The sequence below is a fragment of the Bradyrhizobium sp. genome (assembly GCF_016213215.1).
Taxonomy (GTDB): Bacteria; Pseudomonadota; Alphaproteobacteria; order Rhizobiales; family Xanthobacteraceae; genus Bradyrhizobium.
Genome location: NZ_JACRAW010000107.1, coordinates 71248 through 88994, shown reverse-complemented (window position 1 = coordinate 88994; position 17747 = coordinate 71248). Strand labels below are relative to the sequence as shown.

Genomic DNA, 17747 nt, shown 5'->3' with positions numbered 1-17747 from the left:
GCACGGGCCGCGGCTCGGCTCGCCCGGTTTCAGATTAGCGCGCGTCCTCCAGAGTGCACGTGAGGGTGTAGACGACGCCGCACGGCAGGAAATCCACAATTGCCTCGCCGCCGAGCTGATCGCGCGCGCTGCGCTCGATCAGGCGCGATCCGAAGCCGCGGTGCACCGGCGCGACGACCGGCGGTCCGCCGGTTTCGGTCCAGATCAATCGCAGCTTCGGCTTGGGACTGTCCGTCATCAGCTCCCAATCGACCCTGACCGTGCCGACGTCGTTGGAAAGCGCCCCGTACTTTGCCGCATTCGTCGCGATCTCGTGCACGATCATCGACATCACCACGGCCAGCCGCGACGACAGCGGCACGTCGGGGCCGCTCATCCGGATGCGGTCGGAATTGCTCAGCAACGGCTGGAGCACACGCTTGAGGACATCCTTCAGATCTGAGCCCTTCCACATCTCCTCGCTGAGAAGGTTGTGCGCTCCCGCGAGCGCCACGAGCCGGCCCTCGAACTTCTCCCGCTCCTCGCGCTTGGCGCTGCGGAATGTCTGCACCGCGATCGCCTGCAACAGCGCCATCGTGTTCTTGACGCGGTGATTGAGCTCCTCGATCAACAGGCCATGCAGCATTTCGCCGCGCGCGATCGTCGCGGCCATGCGCAGGGCGAAGCCGAGGCCGGTCAGAAGCAGGATGCCACCGATCAGGCTGGTGATCGCAAGATTGCGCCAGAGCGGAGCGATCAGCGAGCTCTCGGCTATGCCGGCGGCGACCGTCCAGCCGGTCAGCGTCGACCGTGCGTAAGCTCCAGTCAGCGGAATGCCCTCGAGTGAAACGGTCGTGAGCGTCGCCTCGGGCTTCTGGAACATGTAGTCATAGATGGACGGCGTCGCCCGCTTGCCGAACATTTCGTTCAAGTTGGGGGCTCGCGCGAACACGATGCCCTTGCCATCGAGCAGCGCAAGTATCCACCGCTGGTCGGGTCGCTGCTTCTCGATCAGCTCCTGAAACATACTCATGGGCGGGCTGAAGGAGATACCGTACAAGACCTCGCCGTCGCGCATCACCGGCACTTCGATGGTCAGGATCAAGCGGTTGCTGACCGCATCCATGAACAAGTCGGAGTATTGCGGGGCCTTGCTGGCGAACACCTTCTGCACGACCTTGCGGTTATCGCCCGACGGCCGATCCTTGTTCTCGGTCTGGGACGAAAACAGCTCGCGGCCCTCGCGGTCAGTTACCACGAGAAGGCCGCCCTCGCCGTATTGGGCGAGAAAGCCGGAAGCTCCTCTGCGGAACTCGTCGAAGCTGCCGTCGCGAAATGAACGGCTGAGCGCGAGGACCTGCAGGCCGCCGGTCATGCGCTGCACCTCGGCGTCCACCACGAGGCGCACGCTGCGCACCGTATCGAGCACGCGCCCGGTCGCCTCGTTTCTCGCGACCTGATAATCGTGAAGGACGATACTCCCTGCGAACAGGATCAGCGGCAGCGTGGTGCCCGCAACGAGGAGCGTGAGCCGTACAGGTAGGGATAACTTCGGCAATTCAGGAGGCCCGATTCGGCGTAGCTTGCACCACGTTGACGGCAGGATAGGGGCGGCATGCTCAGTGCGACACAAAAAATCCGAGTGGCGCGCGTAGTTCGGCCGCCGACCCCTAGAGGTTACTCTCGGTGATCGCCGCGTAGATCATGCTGCGCAGCTCGCGCCGGATCGGATAGGCGCTCGACGGCAGCACCTGAGTCATGAAGATCGTGACCAGTTCTTCCGCCGGATCGACCCAGAACGAGGTCGTGGCGGCGCCGCCCCAGTTGTATTCGCCGGGGCTGCCAGCGATCAGCGTCTCCGCTGGCCTCATGGTCACCGCGAAACCGAGGCCGAAGCCGATGCCTTTATAAGTGGCTTCGCTGAACAGCGAACGCGACATGTCCGGCAGGTCGTGGCCGCCCGGAATGTGGTTGGTCGTCATCAGCGCCAGCGTTTTCGGCCCGATCAGCCGGACGCCACCCAGTTCGCCGCCATTGAGCAGCGCGCGGCAGAAGGTGAGATAGTCCGCGACGGTGGAGCACAGGCCGCCGCCGCCCGAGATGAAGCTCGGCGGCGCGAGGTACGAGCTGGTCGCCGGATCGTCCTGCAGCGTCAAGGTGCCCTTGCGCTGGCCGGCATGAAACGTCGTGCCGCCCTGTGGATCGGCGGAATAGCAGGCCGCCAGGCGATGCGCCTTGTCGGCGGGCACGTAGAAATCGGTGTCCTTCATGCCGAGCGGATCCAGAATCCGCTGTTTAAGGAACTGCTCGAACGGCACGCCACTGATCTTTCCGATCAGATAACCGATCACGTCGGTGGAGACCGAATAGTTCCAGGCTTCGCCCGGCGAGAACTCCAGCGGGACCTTGGCGAGGTCCTCGATCATCGACTGCAGGGTGCCGGACGTGACCACCTCGCCGATCTTCTTCTCCCGATAGGCAGCGTCGATGTTCGAGCGCTGCTGGAATGCATAGGTGAGGCCGGAGGTGTGCCGGAGGAGGTCGACAATGAGCATCGGCCGCGATGGCGGCTTCGACAGGAAGTTCGGCGCCGTGCCAGCGACGAACACGCCGAGATCCTTCCATTCCGGGATGTACTTGTGCACGGGCTCGTCGATCGCGACGTGTCCTTCTTCCACCAGCATCATGAAGGCGACGCTGGTGAGCGGCTTGGTCATCGAATAGATGCGGAAGATGGTATCATCCTTGACCGGAACCTTGCGCTCGAGGTCGGCAAAGCCCTGCACCGAACTGTGCACCACCTTGCCGCGGCGATAGACCAGAAGCTGGGTTCCCGGAAAGCGGCCGGCGTCGATGTAGCGGTTCTTCAGATGCGCTTCGACACGGTCCAGCGCGGCCTTGGACATGCCGACGGATTCGGGCGAGGCGGGGGCGGGGGCGAGCATCGGGGCATTCCTCCGGACAACTTGTCGGGTCGGTGATAGCCGAAATCCTGGGCAACTGCCAACGCGGCCGGCGCTTACCCGGGCAAGGGTACTGGTGTAGGCTGGCGGTTAGTGTGCGGAAACGACGGGCAGGAAAGCAAGATGCACCAGTTCAGCGAAACCGAACTCACCGAGGCCGTCGTCCGCAGCTTCGAGGACGCGCCCGATCCGCGCGTCAAATTCCTGCTGCAGGAATTGGTGAAGTCGCTGCACGACTACGTCCGCAAGACCAGTCTCAGTTTCGAGGAATGGGAATACGCCATCGACTTTCTGACCCGCACCGGCCAGAAATGTACGCCCATTCGCCAGGAATTCATCCTGTTGTCAGACGTGCTGGGCGTGTCGATGCTGGTGGATGCCGTGAACCACCGCGAACGCGGCGGCGCGACCGAAACCACCGTGCTCGGCCCGTTCTATGTCGGCGAGCACAAGGAGATGCCGCACGGCGCTGACATATCGCCGGACAGCCAGAGCGGCCAGAAGCTGTTCGTTCAGGCCCGCGTGACCGATGTTGCCGGCAAGCCGCTGGCCGGGGTGCCGGTCGACGTCTGGCACGCCGACGACGGCGGCCTTTATGATTCACAGAAGCCGAACTACGCCACCACGGGTCCGTCGGCGCGGGCGCGCTTCGTTACTGATCTCGACGGCCGCATCTTCTTCCGCAGCGTCGTGCCGTGCAGCTACCCGGTGCCGATTGATGGGCCAACCGGGGAGTTGATCCGGCAGACGGGCCGCCATCCGATGCGACCGGCTCACATTCATTTCGTCGTCGCCGCACCGGGCTACGAGCCGCTGGTCACGCATCTGTTCATTGGCGGCGACAAGTATCTCGATTCCGACGTCGTGTTCGGGGTCAAGGACGAACTGATCGCGAAGGTCGAGAAGCGCAGCGACGCCGTGATGCCGGACGGCAAGCCGGCGCCTTCGGAATGGAATCTCATGACCTACGAATTCCATCTGAAGCCCGGCAAGGGCACGCCTCCGACACCGCTTGGCATCAAGCTCGGCGAGTACGCCTGAGGTCTCTCAAACCTTCTGCTCAATTGTTGTGCGCCGCACAGGAATTGAGCGAATCGCAAATTTTGCAAGCGAGTCGCATTCCGGACGCCACAGCCCGGTCGCGTCAATCCATTGATCGAACTATACTTTCTGAAGTGTACGGGCTTGGCACGAAGCTTGAATAGATCGTGTCGACGCCATTGAAGCCGTCCCTCGAGATCATCAATCCGAATCGTGGCGCCGCCCGACTGGGGCCTCCCCAGAACGCGCATCCGTGCGCGCGGCGACCGGCATGAGACGGACGGCCATCATCTCCAGCACACAGAAGGACGACCGCACCCATGAGGAAGACTGACACTCCGATTCTGCGCCGTGGCCTTTCCCGCCGCCAACTCCTGAAAGCGGGCGCGGGGGCGGCTGCGCTGCTGGCCGCCGCGAAGCTGAACCTCCCCGGCGGCGCATTTGCGCAAGAGGCTGGTCCGGAGGTGAAGGGCGCCAAGCTCGGCTTCATCGCGCTGAGCGACGCGGGTCCCTTGTTTGTCGCCAAGGACAAGGGCCTGTTCGCCAAACACGGCATGCCCGATGTCGAGGTGCTGAAGCAGGCCTCCTGGGGCACGACACGCGACAACCTCGTGCTCGGCTCCGAAGGCAACGGCATCGACGGCGCGCACATCCTCACGCCGATGCCGTATCTCATCTCCGCCGGCAAGGTGACGCAGAACAACCAGCCGACGCCGATGTACCTCCTGGCGCGCCTCAACCTCGATGCGCAGTGCATCTCGGTGGCCAAGGAATATGCGGACCTGAAGCTCGGCGTCGACGCCACTCCGTTCAAGGCGGCGCTGGAGAAGAAGAAGGCGTCCGGCAAGGCGGTGAAGGCCGCCATGACCTTCCCGGGCGGTACCCACGATCTGTGGATCCGCTACTGGCTCGCCGCCGGCGGCATCGATCCCGACAAGGACATCGAGACCATCGTGGTGCCGCCGCCGCAGATGGTGGCCAACATGAAGGTCGGCACCATGGATTGCTTCTGCGTCGGCGAGCCGTGGAATCTGCAGCTCATTCATCAGAACATCGGCTACACCGCGGTCAACACCGGCGAGATCTGGAACAAGCATCCCGAAAAGTCCTTCGCGATGCGAGCGGCCTGGGTCGACAAATATCCGAAGGCTGCGAAGGCGTTGCTGATGGCCGTGCAGGAAGCCCAGCAGTGGGCCGAAAAGGCCGAGAACAAGCAGGAGCTCGCCACCATCATGGCCAAGCGGCAGTGGATCAACTGCCCGGTCGAGGACGTCTATGACCGCACCGCCGGCAAGTTCGACTACGGCACCGGCAAGGTCGTGGAGAACTCGCCGCACATCATGAAGTACTGGCGCGACCACGCGTCCTACCCGTTCCAGAGCCACGACCTCTGGTTCCTGACCGAGGACATTCGCTGGGGCAAGTTCGAGCCGACCTTCGATACCAAGGGGCTCGTCGCCAAGGTCAACCGCGAAGATCTCTGGCGTGATGCGGCCAAGACGCTCGGCGTTGCGGCCTCCGACATCCCGACGTCCACCTCGCGCGGCAAGGAGACCTTCTTCGACGGCAAGGTGTTCGATCCGGACAATCCCGCCGCCTATCTGAAGTCGCTCGCCATCAAGCGGATCGAAGTCTGAACGAGAGCCGCGGCCGTCCTCAAGGACGGCCGCATCCACGAGCCGGAGAAGCCTTCCGATGAACATGACTGCCAGGAAGATTGAAATGGACACGGTCCTGCCTGTAAGCCCCGCGGCGCCGGTCGTCGCCCTGACTCCGAAGCAGGCACCGCGTGCGGAAAAGTATCTGAAGATGGCGAAGGAGACGGCGGCGCGCGTCGTGCCGCCGCTGGTCGTGCTCGCGCTTCTTGTCCTCGTCTGGGAGCTGGTCTGCCGGCGCGCCGGCTCGACCCTGCCGCCGCCGTCGAGGGTGTTCAAGGACACCAGGGAGCTGATCCTCGATCCGTTCTTCGACAATGGCGGCATCGACAAGGGCCTGTTCTGGCATCTGTCGGCGAGCCTGCAGCGCGTCGCGTTCGGCTATTCGCTGGCGGCGGTCGGCGGCGTCGCGCTCGGCGTCCTGGTGGGACAATCGGTCTGGGCGATGCGCGGGCTTGATCCGTTGTTCCAGGTGCTGCGCACCATTCCGCCGCTCGCCTGGCTGCCGCTGTCGCTCGCCGCGTTCCGCGACGGCCAGCCCTCGGCGATCTTCGTGATCTTCATCACCTCGATCTGGCCGATCATCATCAATACGGCGGTCGGCATCCGCAACATCCCGCAGGACTATCGCAACGTCGCCGCGGTGCTGCAGCTCAATCCGCTCGAGTTCTTTGCCAAGATCATGATCCCGGCGGCGGCGCCCTACATCTTCACCGGACTTCGCATCGGCATCGGCCTGTCGTGGCTGGCGATTGTCGCCGCCGAGATGCTGATCGGCGGCGTCGGCATCGGCTTCTTCATCTGGGATGCGTGGAATTCCTCGCACATCAGCGAAATCATCCTGGCGCTGTTCTATGTCGGCATCGTCGGCTTCGTGCTCGACCGCCTGATTGCCGCGGCCGGAAAGTTCGTAACCCGCGGCACCGCGCAGAACTGAGGAGGCGGCACATGGCCTATCTGAAGCTCGACCACATCGACAAGACGTTCACCCGCGGCAACGCCACGACCGAGGTTCTGAAGGACATCAACCTGTCGATCGAGAAGGGCGAATACGTCTCGATCATCGGCCACTCCGGCTGCGGCAAGTCGACCCTGCTCAACATCATCGCAGGCCTCACCCGCGCCACCATGGGCGGCGTGATCCTGGAGAATCGCGAGGTCAATTCGCCGGGGCCGGACCGCGCGGTGGTGTTCCAGAACCACAGCCTGCTGCCCTGGCTCACGGTGTATGAAAACGTGAGGCTCGGCGTCGACAAGGTGTTTTCTTCGACCAAGAGCCGCGCCGAGCGCGACGCCTGGACCATGCACAATCTCAACCTGGTCCAGATGGCTCACGCCCGGGACAAGCGGCCGTCGGAAATCTCGGGCGGCATGAAGCAGCGCGTCGGCATTGCGCGAGCCCTGGCAATGGAGCCGAAGGTGCTCCTGCTCGACGAGCCCTTCGGCGCGCTGGATGCGCTGACGCGCGCACACCTGCAGGACTCGGTGATGGCGCTGCACCAGAAGCTGAACAACACCATCCTGATGATCACGCACGACGTCGACGAGGCCGTGCTGCTCTCGGACCGCATCGTTATGATGACCAACGGGCCGAGCGCGCGGATCGGCGAGGTGCTCGAGGTGCCGCTGGCGCGCCCGCGCAAGCGGCTCGATCTGGCCAGCAATGCGGCCTACCTCCAGTGCCGGCAGCGTGTCCTCGAATTCCTTTACGAGCGGCATCGCTTCGTCGAGGCGGCGTAGGTTCCGGACAAGTACAGGACCAGGACTGGAAGAGGATGTGCCGTGAGCGAGCCTCTGGTGATTGTCGGCAACGGGATGGCGGCAGCGCGCCTTGTCGAGGAACTGGGCAAGGTCGCGCTGGGCCGCTACGCCATCGCCGTGATCGGCGCCGAGCCGAGGCTCGCCTATAATCGCGTGCTGTTGTCGTCGGTGCTCGCCGGCGAGACGGCTTCGCACGAGCTCGAGCTGAGGCCCGCCGCCTGGTGGCGCGATCGCGGCGTCACCGTGCAATATGGCTCTGCTGCCACCGAGATCGACGTCGGCCGACGCGAAGTGAAGATCGCGGGCGAGGAGAGCATCGCTTTCACGAAGCTCGTGCTTGCCACCGGATCGATGCCGCTGCGGCTGAACATCCCGGGCGCCGATTTTGCCGGCGTGCACACGTTTCGCGACAGCCGCGACGTCGATCTGTTGCTCACACTCGCGGCCAGGAAGCAGCGTGTCGTCGTGGTCGGCGGCGGGCTGCTTGGCCTCGAGGCGGCGTATGGCCTCGCCAAGGCCGGAGCTGCGGTGACGCTGGTGCATCTGATGGACCGCCTGATGGAGCGTCAGCTCGACGCGCCCGCGGCCGCGCTCCTGAAGTCGCTGGTCGAGTGCAAGGGCATCCGCATTCTGCTAAGCGCCAATACCGCCCGCATCCATGGCAACGAACGCGTCGAGACCATCGAGCTTGCCGATGGGCTGCGCCTGGAGGCCGACGCCGTGGTCTTCGCCGCCGGCATCCGGCCCAACGTCACCCTGGCCAAGGACGCCGGCCTTGCCGTCAACCGCGGCATCGTGGTCGATGACTTGATGCAGACGAGCGCACCCGGCATTTTTGCGCTCGGCGAATGCGCCGAGCATCGCGGCGTCTGCTATGGCCTGGTCGAACCAGCCTATGAACAGGCCCGCGTTCTGGCCCGCCATCTGGCCGGGCAGGGTGGCGCCTATTGCGGCAGCGTGGTTGCGACCAATCTGAAAGTCTCCGGCGTCAGCGTATTCTCGGCCGGTGATTTCCTTGGAAGTGATTGCAGCGAGAGCATCGTGCTCTCCGACTTGAGGCAGGGCACCTACAAGAAGCTGGTCATCGCCGACGGGTGCCTGACCGGCGCGGTCCTGGTCGGCGACGTGGCCGACGCGCTGTGGTATCTCGAATTGATCCGCAGCCGCCAGCCCGTCGCCCGCATCCGCGGCGCGATGATGTTCGGCCGCTCGCTCGCCGACCGGGCGATCGCTGCATGACGGTCTTCGCGCGATGACCGCCGTCGTCCACACCTCCACCATCCGCACGACCTGCCCCTATTGCGGCGTCGGCTGTGGCGTGCTGGCGACGCCCGATCGTCATGGGGATGCAACGATTGCCGGCGACCCGCAGCATCCGGCCAACTTCGGTCGGCTGTGCTCGAAGGGCTCGGCCCTCGGCGAGACGCTGTCTCTGAACGGGCGGCTGCTGCATCCGATGATCCGCTGCAAGGGCTCGCTCGAGCGCGTTGCCTGGAGCGATGCGCTCGATCACGTCGCTCATCGCCTCAACCACATCGTTGCCCGCGACGGTCCCAATGCGGTCGCGTTCTATCTGTCCGGCCAGCTCCTCACCGAAGACTACTATGTCGCTAACAAGCTGATGAAGGGCTTCATCGGCTCGGCGAACGTCGACACCAATTCTCGGCTGTGCATGTCGTCATCCGTGGCCGGACACCGCCGCGCCTTCGGTGCCGACACCGTGCCGGGCTGCTACGAGGATCTCGACCAGGCCGACCTTCTGGTGATGGTCGGCTCCAACGCCGCCTGGTGCCACCCGGTCCTGTTCCAGCGCATGCTCGCCAACAAGCAGAAGCGCGCCGCGCGTATCATCGTGATCGATCCGCGCCGGACCGATACCGCCGGCGAAGCCGATCTCTTTCTCGGCCTGACACCCGGCACCGACACCGCTCTGTTCTGCGGCCTGCTTGTGCATCTCGTCGACAGCGGCGCGCTGGATCAGGACTATATCGCGCAGCACACGTCCGGCTTCGACGAGGCGCTCGCGCGTGCCCGCAGCATTGCCGGCGGCGTGCCCGCGACCGCGCTCGCGACCGGACTTTCCGAGCGCGACGTCACGGCGTTCTTCCAGATGTTCCGCGACACGCCGCGCGTGGTCACGCTCTTTTCGCAGGGCGTGAACCAGTCGGCGCAGGGCACCGACAAGGTCAATGCCATCCTCAACTGCCACCTTGCCACGGGGCGGATTGGCAAGTTGGGGGCTTCGCCGTTCTCGCTCACCGGCCAGCCCAACGCGATGGGCGGCCGCGAGGTTGGCGGCCTGGCCAATCAGCTCGCCGCGCACATGGGCTTCACGCCACCCGAGATCGATCGCGTGCGCAGGTTCTGGAAGGCGCCGCACATCGCTGTCCATGAGGGCCTCAAGGCGGTGCAGATGTTCGAGGCGATCGGCCGCGGCGAGATCAAGGCGCTGTGGGTGATGGGCACCAATCCGGCGGTGTCGCTGCCCCATGCCGATGTCGTGCGCGAGGCCTTGAGGAAACTCGAGCTGTTCGTGGTGTCCGAGAACGTGCTGGCGAACGACACCGTCGATAGCGGCGTGCATGTGCTGCTGCCGGCCTTGGCATGGGGCGAGAAGTCGGGAACGGTGACCAATTCCGAGCGCCGCATTTCGCGACAGCGGTCCTTCCTGCCCGCGCCGGGCGAAGCCAGGCCGGACTGGTGGATCCTCTGCGAGGTCGCCAAACGCCTCGGCTTTGCCGCCGGGTTCGACTTCACTTCCGCGGCCGACATCTTCCGCGAACATGCGGCGCTCTCCGCGTTCGAGAACGACGGCCGGCGCGATTTCGACCTCGGTGCCCTGAAGTCGCTCTCGGACGCAGCCTTCGACGAGCTTGCGCCGGTGCAATGGCCGGCACGCGAGGGCGCAGGCCCGACTGCCCGCTTCTTCGCCGGGGGCAACTTCTTCACCGCCGACAAGAGGGCACGCTTCGTCGCTCCTGAAGCGCCGGCCCTCCGGACCGAGACGACGGCATCGCGCCCGCTGCGGCTGAACACCGGCCGCGTCCGCGACCAGTGGCACACCATGACGCGCAGCGGGCTCAGCCCGCGCCTTTCCGCGCATCTGCCGGAGCCGTTCGTGGAGATCCATCCCGACGATGCCGCCAAATATGGTATCGTCGACGACAGCTTCGCGCGCGTCACCACCGATTATGGCCAATGCATCCTGAAGGTCATCGTGAGCGAGCGGCAGCGGCGCGGCATGCTGTTTGCGCCCATCCATTGGAGCGCGACGAACGCATCGAACGCGCGCGTCGGTGCGCTGATTGCCCCTTTCACCGATCCGTTCTCCGGGCAGCCCGAGAACAAGGCGACGCCGGCGGCGATCGCGCCATGCGAATACGTCTTCCGCGGCTTTGCCCTGTCACGCCGGGAACTCGACCTGCCGCCGCGGCTGTGGTGGACGCGCGTCGCGGCTTCCGGAGGCTGCGGCTACTTGTTCGCCGACAACGGCGATCTCAGGCATTGGCCGGCCTGGCTTCAGGCAATCGCCGGCGACGACCTCGTCGAGTACCGGGATTTCGGCGGCGGCATCTATCGCGCGGCGTCGTTTGCGGGTGACCGCATCGAGACCTGCGTGTTCGTTGGCCCCGCTCACGATGGTGGCGATTGGGAGGTGGTGAGAAGCCTGTTCGCGGCCGACCGTCTGAGCGACGAGCAGCGCCGCATCCTGTTGTCCGGCAAGTCGATCGAAGGCGCAGTAAGTACGGGCCCGGTCGTCTGTGCCTGCTTCGGCGTCGGCCGCACCTCGATCTGCGATGCGATCGGCGCCGGCGCGCACACGCCTGCCGAGATCGGCGCGAAGCTCAAGGCGGGCACCAATTGCGGCTCCTGCATTCCCGAACTGAAGCGGTTGATTGCGCAGGCAGGCGAGGGTGAAGCAGGTTCGAAGGAGACGCGATTCGCAAGCGCGGCGAATTGATTGCATCACCGCCGCCAGAATGCGGAGTCTGCTGTTTCAAAATTCGGTGCTGCTGTTTACCTCGTCATTTGCGAGCGAAGCGAAGCAATCCAGAATTCCGCGACGGTGACAGTCTGGATTGCTTCGTCGCTGTCGCTCCTCGCAATGACGTTGTTGAACCGGGCGTGCGCCACATTCTCACTCGTCATGCCCGGGCTTGTTCCAGCCATTCCACGTCTTTCCTCATGCGCGGCCGCACGTGGCTGGGCCGTCGTCCGGCCGTAACGTCGCCGACATGTCGCGCGACGGCGCGATCACTGCGCCCCGGGGTTATGGGTCCCCGCCTTCGCGGGGACGACACCTAAAACGAAGCGGCAGCGGAGTCCAACCACTGCAACGGAGCGCAATCGACTGTGCAGCTAACGTCCGTTATGTTGCCTCCGTCCGTCAAGCACTTGGTCAACTTGAAGAAGAACAATGGTCGCAGGAGCCTTGCATGAGAACACAGCAGTTCGGCCGTGGCGGCCCCGACGTATCGGTGATCGGGCAGGGCACCTGGTACCTCGATCAGGGCGATCGCGTCAAAGCGGTAGCGGCGCTTCGGCGCGGGCTTGATCTCGGCATGACCCACATCGACACCGCGGAACTGTACGGCGATGCGGAACTCGTGATCGCGGAAGCGATCGCGAGCCGTCGTGACGAGGTGTTCCTGGTCTCTAAAGTTCTGCCCAGCAATGCCTCTCGGCGCGGTACCATCGCCGCCTGCGAACGCTCGTTGCAGCGGCTCAAGACGGATCGGCTCGATTGCTACCTGTTGCACTGGCGCGGTTCCTATCCCTTCGAGGAAACGGTCGCGGCGTTCGACGAACTTGTCCGCGCCGGCAAGATCCGCTCATGGGGCGTTTCAAACTTTGACGAGGACGATCTAGCGGAGATGCTCGATGTCGCGGGCGAGGGAAAGATGGCCTGCAATCAGGTGCTCTATCACCTGAAGGAACGCGCGATCGAGCATGCGGTAATTCCGTGGTGTGAGCAGCACGGCGTCGCGGTCGTGGCCTATTCGCCCTTCGGCCATGATGATTTTCCAACCTCGCGCAGCAAGGGCGGGACGGCGCTGCATGAGATCGCGCAGGAGCATGGCGCCAGCCCGCGTCAGGTGGCGCTGAGCTTTCTCACTCGGAACAAGGCCGTGTTCGCGATCCCGAAAGCGTCCAGCGCGGAGCACGCGGCGGAAAACGCGCACGCCGGCGACATCCTGCTTGAAGAGGATGAGATCGCCGCGCTGGATGCGGCCTTTCCGCGCGGCCCGAAGCCGCATGGCCTGCCGATGCTGTGATGAGGAGGGGCCTCTCTTGAGAGCGTTTCCTGCTGTCGCACAATCGCGCATATCGGCGTCCTGTTTTCGGATGTTGCAGCCGGGGGCCGATTATCGGCATGTAGGCTCTTCCCTGATTCCACCTTGCCCCGAGTATCACCCGTGAACCCGCCGCCCGCCGCAGCCGCAAGGCTCGACAGTGCCTCCATGCCGTTGCCCGAGAAGAAACCCGTGACCCGCCGCACGCCATCGCGCGCCGATCTTCCCTTCAAGGGCATTGGCCTGATTCTGCTATCGACGGTGTTTCTCGGCTGCTCGGACGTCACGGCGAAATATCTGTCGGCGACGATGCCGTCGATCGAGATCGCGTGGATCCGCTTCCTGGTGTTTACGCTGATCATGGTGCCGGCGATGGTGCCCGGCTCGCCGGTCTATGCCATGCGCACCGAACGGCTCTCGTTCCAGCTGCTGCGCGGTGCGGCGCTGCTCGGCTCGTCGCTCTTCTTCATCTCTGGCCTTCGATACCTGCCGATGGCCGAAGCTTCCGCCACCGGCTTCGTCTCGCCGCTGTTCGTGACCGCTCTGTCGATCGTCTTCCTCGGCGAGCGCGTTGGTCTGCGTCGCTGGATCGCCACCGCGATTGGCCTGCTCGGTGTGCTGGTCATCTTGAGGCCAGGCACCAGCGCCTTTCATCCGGCGGCGTTCTTTCCGATCCTGTCCGCGCTCGCCTGGGCCTCGACGCTGATTATGACGCGTATGATGAGCGGGAGAGAAGCCGTGCTCACCACGATGACCTATTCGGCGATCACGGGCCTCGTCCTGCTCACCGCGATGGTGCCGTTCGTCTGGGTGACGCCAAGCTGGAACGACATCCTGTTCGGCATCTTCATCGGTTTCGCCTCCACCGCCGGGCAGTGGATCGTGGTGCTGGCCTTCCGCTACGCCGACGCCTCGGTGCTGGCGCCGTTCCAGTACACGCAGCTGGTGTGGGTCAGTATCCTCGGCTATCTGATTTTCGGCGAAGTGCCTGACGGCTGGACCGTGGTCGGCGCTATCTTCGTCGTCGCCAGCGGCCTCTACATCGCTCATCGCGAGCGCGTCCGGCGCATGCAGCTCCTGGTGCTCGAGGAACGCTCGCCCAACGCGTGAACAAGGGATATCCTCCCTGCCTGAGCGAGCAGGCTGCCTGCAGCTGTGATAAGAGAAGCGGACAAGACAACGGGAGGCAGTCATGATCACGCTGACCGCCAAGGACGTCCTGCCCGAGGACGGCGCGAAGGGTGCGCTGGCCGGGAGGATCTGGCTGCCGCATGCAAAGGGCCCGGCGGTGGTCGCAGTTCGCGAGGACGGCGTGTTCGACGTGACCGCGCAGTTTCCGACCGTGACCGCACTTTGCGAGGAGGAAAATCCGGCGGGAGCACTCGCTGCCGTCAAGGGCGAGCGAATTGCGGATCTCGAAAGCATTGCCGCCAACACGCCGCCCCAGCACCGCCTTCGCGACAAGCCCTGGCTGCTCGCGCCGATCGACCTGCAGGTGCTGAAGGCCGCCGGCGTGACCTTTGCCGTCTCGATGCTGGAACGCGTGATCGAGGAGCGGGCGCGCGGCAACCCGGCTGCGGCCGACGCGATCCGCAACGAGATCGTCCGGCTTGTCGGCGACGACCTCTCCAGGCTCAAACCGGGCTCGCAAGAGGCGATGCGCCTGAAACAGGTCCTGATCGAGCAACAGGCCTGGAGCCAGTATCTCGAAGTGGGCATCGGTCCTGACGCGGAGGTCTTCACCAAGGCCCCGGTGCTATCTTCAGTCGGCACCGGCATGGATGCCGGGTTGCACCCGAAGTCGACCTGGAACAATCCGGAGCCGGAGGTCGTGCTGGCGGTGTCGAGCGGCGGTCGCATTGTCGGTGCGACGCTCGGCAACGACGTCAATTTGCGGGACTTCGAGGGGCGCTCGGCATTGCTCCTGTCGAAGGCCAAGGACAACAACGCCTCCTGCGCCGTCGGGCCGCTGCTGCGCCTGTTCGACCAGAGCTTTTCCCTGGACGACGTGCGCAACATGGAAGTCGGACTGACCGTGAGAGGACAGGACGGTTTTGTGCTCGAGGGTCATTCGTCGATCAGCCGGATCAGCCGCGATCCCACCGATCTCGTTGCCCAGACCATCGGGCCGGTCCATCAATATCCTGACGGCTTTGCGCTGTTCCTCGGCACCATGTTCGCGCCGGTCAAGGACCGTGATGCGCCGGGCCAGGGGTTCACCCACAAGCGCGACGACATTGTCACGATCGCCGCGCCACAGCTCGGCAAGCTGGTCAACCGGATGCGGGCCAGCGACGAGTGCGAGCCGTGGACCTTCGGCATTTCTGCGCTGATGAAGAACCTCGCGGAGAGGAGGGTCCTCCAGAGCTGATCCTCATGGTGAGGAGGCGCGAAGCGCCGTCTCGAACCATGAGGCCACGATGCGGCCTCATCCCTCGAGACGCGCGCAAGAGCGCGCTCCTCGGGATGAGGGAAACACGAGAACCGGAGGAAGAGAGGCGCGACGCGAAAGGCTTGCCCACGCCGCTACGAAATTATCCCAAGATATTGCGGTATGGCGCGAAGAATTGAGAAGTTTGGTCCCGGCTCGCGGAATATTATCCGTGGAGTCGCCGCTTTACGGAGCATTGCCATGCCCGTCGCCCCCGACCGTCTCGAAATCCTGACCGCGCTCGCCCGCAAGGTGCTGTGGCTGTCGTCCTGGACCATCCACCACGCCAATCACATCCGGGCCAACAGCGACGGGCTGAAGGTCGGCGGCCATCAGGCGTCGTCCGCCTCGCTCGCGACCATCATGTCGGCACTGTATTTTTCCGTGCTGCGGCCGGAGGACCGGGTTGCGGTGAAGCCGCATGCGAGCCCGGTGTTCCACGCCATCCAGTATCTGTTCGGACGACAGAGCCGCGAGAAGCTGCAGAACTTCCGCGGCTTCAAGGGCGCGCAGTCCTATCCCTCGCGCACCAAGGACACTGACGACGTCGACTTCTCGACCGGCTCGGTCGGCTTAGGGGTGGCGCAGACCTTGTTCTCTTCGCTGGTGCAGGACTACGTCAAGGCGCATGGCTGGATGAAGGAGCGGCCTGAGGGGCGGATGATCGCGCTGGTCGGCGATGCCGAGATGGACGAGGGCAATATCTTCGAGGCGCTGCTCGAAGGCTGGAAGCACGGCCTGCGCAACACCTGGTGGGTGGTCGACTACAACCGCCAGAGCCTGGACGCGGTGGTGCGCGAGGGACTGTGGGAGAAGTTCAAGACCATGTTCCGCAATTTCGGCTGGGACGTGGTGATCGTGAAATACGGCCGCCTGATGCGGCAGGCCTTTGCCGAGCCGGGCGGCGAGGCGCTCAAGCGCTGGATCGACGACTGTCCGAACGCGCTCTACTCCGCGCTGTGCTTCCAGGGCGGCGCGGCCTTCCGCAAGCATCTTCAGGACGAGATCGGCGATGAGGTCGCGGTCACGCAGCTGATCGACCGCCGCAGCGACGACGAGCTGCTGGCGCTGATGTCCAACCTCGGCGGCCATGACATGGCGGGCATGCTGGAGGCCTTCCAGGCGATCGATCACGACCGGCCGGTCTGCTTCATCGCCTACACCATCAAGGGCATCGGCCTGCCGTTCCAGGGCCACAAGGACAACCATGCCGGGCTGATGACAGTTGCGCAGATGGAGAAGTGGCGCGCGGCGCAGAACATCCGGCCCGGACATGAATGGGACAAGTTCGAGGGACTGGCGCAGGACCCTGCGGAGCTGGAGGCATTCCTTGCCGGCGCGCCGTTCAACCGGGGCGGCCAGCGCCGCCTCGATGCGCCGCGCATCGAGGTGCCGCAGCTTGCGTTCAAGCCGTCGCCGCAGATGGCGACCCAGCAGGGCTTCGGGCTGGTGCTGAACGAGCTCGCGCGCGGCGACAGCGAACTCGCCGCGCGCATCGTCACCGCCTCGCCCGACGTCACGGTGTCGACCAACCTCGGACCCTGGGTGAACCGGCGCGGCTTGTTTGCGCGCGCCGAGAAGGCTGACTTATTCCGCAGCGAGAAAATTCCCTCCACCTACAACTGGGACGCCTCGCCCAAGGGACAGCACATCGAGCTCGGGATCGCCGAGATGAACCTGTTCATCCTGATGTCGGCGCTCGGGCTGTCGCATCAGGTCAACGGCGAACGCCTGCTGCCGGTCGGCACGCTCTACGATCCCTTCATCGAGCGCGGCCTCGATGCGCTGAACTATGCCTGCTATCAGGATGCCCGCTTCATGGTGGCGGCGACGCCGTCCGGCGTTACGCTCGCGCCTGAGGGCGGCGCGCATCAGTCGATCGCGACGCCCCTGATCGGCATAGCGCAGGACGGCCTGGTCTCGTTCGAGCCGGCGTTCGTCGATGAACTCGCCGTGATCATGGCTTGGGGCTTCGCCCACATGCAGGAGGACGCGGGCGAGGGCAGTTCCGTATATCTGCGCCTGTCGACACGGACGATCGAGCAGGTGCAGCGGATCATGACGCCGGAACTGCAGAAGAGCATTACCGATGGTGCCTACTGGCTGCGCAAGCCCGGCCCCAATGCCGAAGTCGTGATCGCCTATGCCGGCACCGTTGCGCCGGAGGCGATCGAGGCGACGGGCTTCATCGGCGAAAGCCGGCGAGACGTCGGCTTGCTCGCGATCACCTCGGCCGACCGGCTGCATGCGGGCTGGACCGCCGCGCGGAATTTGCGCCGCGCCCGCCGCGGCGTGCAGCATCTGAGCCACATCGAACGGTTGTTGGCGCCGCTGCCGCGCGACTGCGGCATCGTGACCGTGATCGACGGTCACCCCGCTACCCTGGGTTGGCTCGGCAGTGTCCGGGGTCATCGCGTCGAGGCGCTTGGAGTCGAGCGGTTTGGCCAGACCGGCAGCATCGGCGAACTCTATCGTCATCACGGTATCGACGCCAACGCCATCATCGAAGCGGCGGAAAGCCTCACGACCGGCGCCCCGGTCCTGCACCGCAAAATGGCGGTGTAAGCCCTCTGATGCCGTCATTCCGGGGCGTGACGAAGTCGCGAAATCCATACCCCCGATC

General features: G+C 64.8%; 12 protein-coding genes. 10 read left to right on the top strand and 2 right to left on the bottom strand.

The annotated features are described in order from the left end of the window. Positions 1-34: 34 nt before the first annotated feature. Positions 35-1537: a sensor histidine kinase gene (locus HY852_RS18380; protein ID WP_291606205.1), complete on the bottom strand. Its 1503-nt coding sequence runs from the start codon at positions 1535-1537 to the stop codon at positions 35-37. Positions 1538-1649: 112 nt separating this feature from the next. Continuing rightward, the gene (locus tag HY852_RS18375) at positions 1650-2924 is read right to left on the bottom strand and encodes a serine hydrolase (protein ID WP_291606204.1); all 1275 of its coding nucleotides are present in this window, start codon (positions 2922-2924) and stop codon (positions 1650-1652) included. A gap of 141 nt (positions 2925-3065) precedes the next feature. Here HY852_RS18375 and HY852_RS18370 point away from each other — a divergent pair, with 141 nt between their 5' ends. The 10 genes from HY852_RS18370 (at position 3066) to HY852_RS18325 (ending at position 17689) form a co-directional block, all read left to right on the top strand. Further along, complete coding sequence (locus tag HY852_RS18370) at positions 3066-3983, top strand: dioxygenase (RefSeq protein ID WP_291606203.1); 918 nt, start codon at positions 3066-3068, stop codon at positions 3981-3983. A gap of 320 nt (positions 3984-4303) precedes the next feature. Continuing rightward, positions 4304-5620: a CmpA/NrtA family ABC transporter substrate-binding protein gene (locus HY852_RS18365; RefSeq protein WP_291606202.1), complete on the top strand. Its 1317-nt coding sequence runs from the start codon at positions 4304-4306 to the stop codon at positions 5618-5620. Positions 5621-5678: 58 nt separating this feature from the next. Continuing rightward, positions 5679-6575 (top strand): nitrate ABC transporter permease, encoded by an 897-nt coding sequence (gene ntrB, locus HY852_RS18360; protein WP_291606201.1) that lies wholly within the window; start codon positions 5679-5681, stop codon positions 6573-6575. Positions 6576-6586: 11 nt separating this feature from the next. Next, on the top strand, positions 6587-7378 hold the full coding sequence (locus HY852_RS18355; RefSeq protein WP_291606200.1) for an ABC transporter ATP-binding protein: 792 nt from the start codon (positions 6587-6589) through the stop codon (positions 7376-7378). Positions 7379-7420: 42 nt separating this feature from the next. Continuing rightward, complete coding sequence (locus HY852_RS18350) at positions 7421-8638, top strand: FAD-dependent oxidoreductase (protein WP_291606199.1); 1218 nt, start codon at positions 7421-7423, stop codon at positions 8636-8638. 13 nt (positions 8639-8651) lie between these two features. Further along, positions 8652-11360 (top strand): nitrate reductase, encoded by a 2709-nt coding sequence (locus HY852_RS18345; RefSeq protein ID WP_291606198.1) that lies wholly within the window; start codon positions 8652-8654, stop codon positions 11358-11360. A gap of 475 nt (positions 11361-11835) precedes the next feature. Beyond that, positions 11836-12675 (top strand): aldo/keto reductase, encoded by an 840-nt coding sequence (locus HY852_RS18340; protein ID WP_291606197.1) that lies wholly within the window; start codon positions 11836-11838, stop codon positions 12673-12675. 186 nt (positions 12676-12861) lie between these two features. After that, positions 12862-13803: a DMT family transporter gene (locus HY852_RS18335; RefSeq protein WP_291606260.1), complete on the top strand. Its 942-nt coding sequence runs from the start codon at positions 12862-12864 to the stop codon at positions 13801-13803. An 82-nt stretch (positions 13804-13885) separates the two neighbouring features. Further along, the gene (locus tag HY852_RS18330; protein ID WP_291606196.1) at positions 13886-15064 is read left to right on the top strand and encodes a fumarylacetoacetate hydrolase family protein; all 1179 of its coding nucleotides are present in this window, start codon (positions 13886-13888) and stop codon (positions 15062-15064) included. Between the two features lie 261 nt (positions 15065-15325). Continuing rightward, entirely contained in the window at positions 15326-17689 is a 2364-nt protein-coding gene (locus HY852_RS18325; RefSeq protein ID WP_291606195.1) for a transketolase, read from the top strand. The last annotated feature ends 58 nt before the right edge of the window (positions 17690-17747 follow it).

What these genes read in the sequence shown, in the direction of transcription:
- HY852_RS18370 (WP_291606203.1), top strand. Translation starts at nt 3,066, where the DNA reads ATGCACCAGTTCAGCGAAACCGAACTCACCGAGGCCGTCGTCCGCAGC.
- HY852_RS18340 (WP_291606197.1), top strand. Translation starts at nt 11,836, where the DNA reads ATGAGAACACAGCAGTTCGGCCGTGGCGGCCCCGACGTATCGGTGATC.
- HY852_RS18335 (WP_291606260.1), top strand. Translation starts at nt 12,862, where the DNA reads ATGCCGTTGCCCGAGAAGAAACCCGTGACCCGCCGCACGCCATCGCGC.
- HY852_RS18355 (WP_291606200.1), top strand. Translation starts at nt 6,587, where the DNA reads ATGGCCTATCTGAAGCTCGACCACATCGACAAGACGTTCACCCGCGGC.
- HY852_RS18345 (WP_291606198.1), top strand. Translation starts at nt 8,652, where the DNA reads ATGACCGCCGTCGTCCACACCTCCACCATCCGCACGACCTGCCCCTAT.
- HY852_RS18375 (WP_291606204.1), bottom strand. Translation starts at nt 2,924, where the DNA reads ATGCTCGCCCCCGCCCCCGCCTCGCCCGAATCCGTCGGCATGTCCAAG.
- ntrB (WP_291606201.1), top strand. Translation starts at nt 5,679, where the DNA reads ATGAACATGACTGCCAGGAAGATTGAAATGGACACGGTCCTGCCTGTA.
- HY852_RS18365 (WP_291606202.1), top strand. Translation starts at nt 4,304, where the DNA reads ATGAGGAAGACTGACACTCCGATTCTGCGCCGTGGCCTTTCCCGCCGC.
- HY852_RS18325 (WP_291606195.1), top strand. Translation starts at nt 15,326, where the DNA reads ATGCCCGTCGCCCCCGACCGTCTCGAAATCCTGACCGCGCTCGCCCGC.
- HY852_RS18330 (WP_291606196.1), top strand. Translation starts at nt 13,886, where the DNA reads ATGATCACGCTGACCGCCAAGGACGTCCTGCCCGAGGACGGCGCGAAG.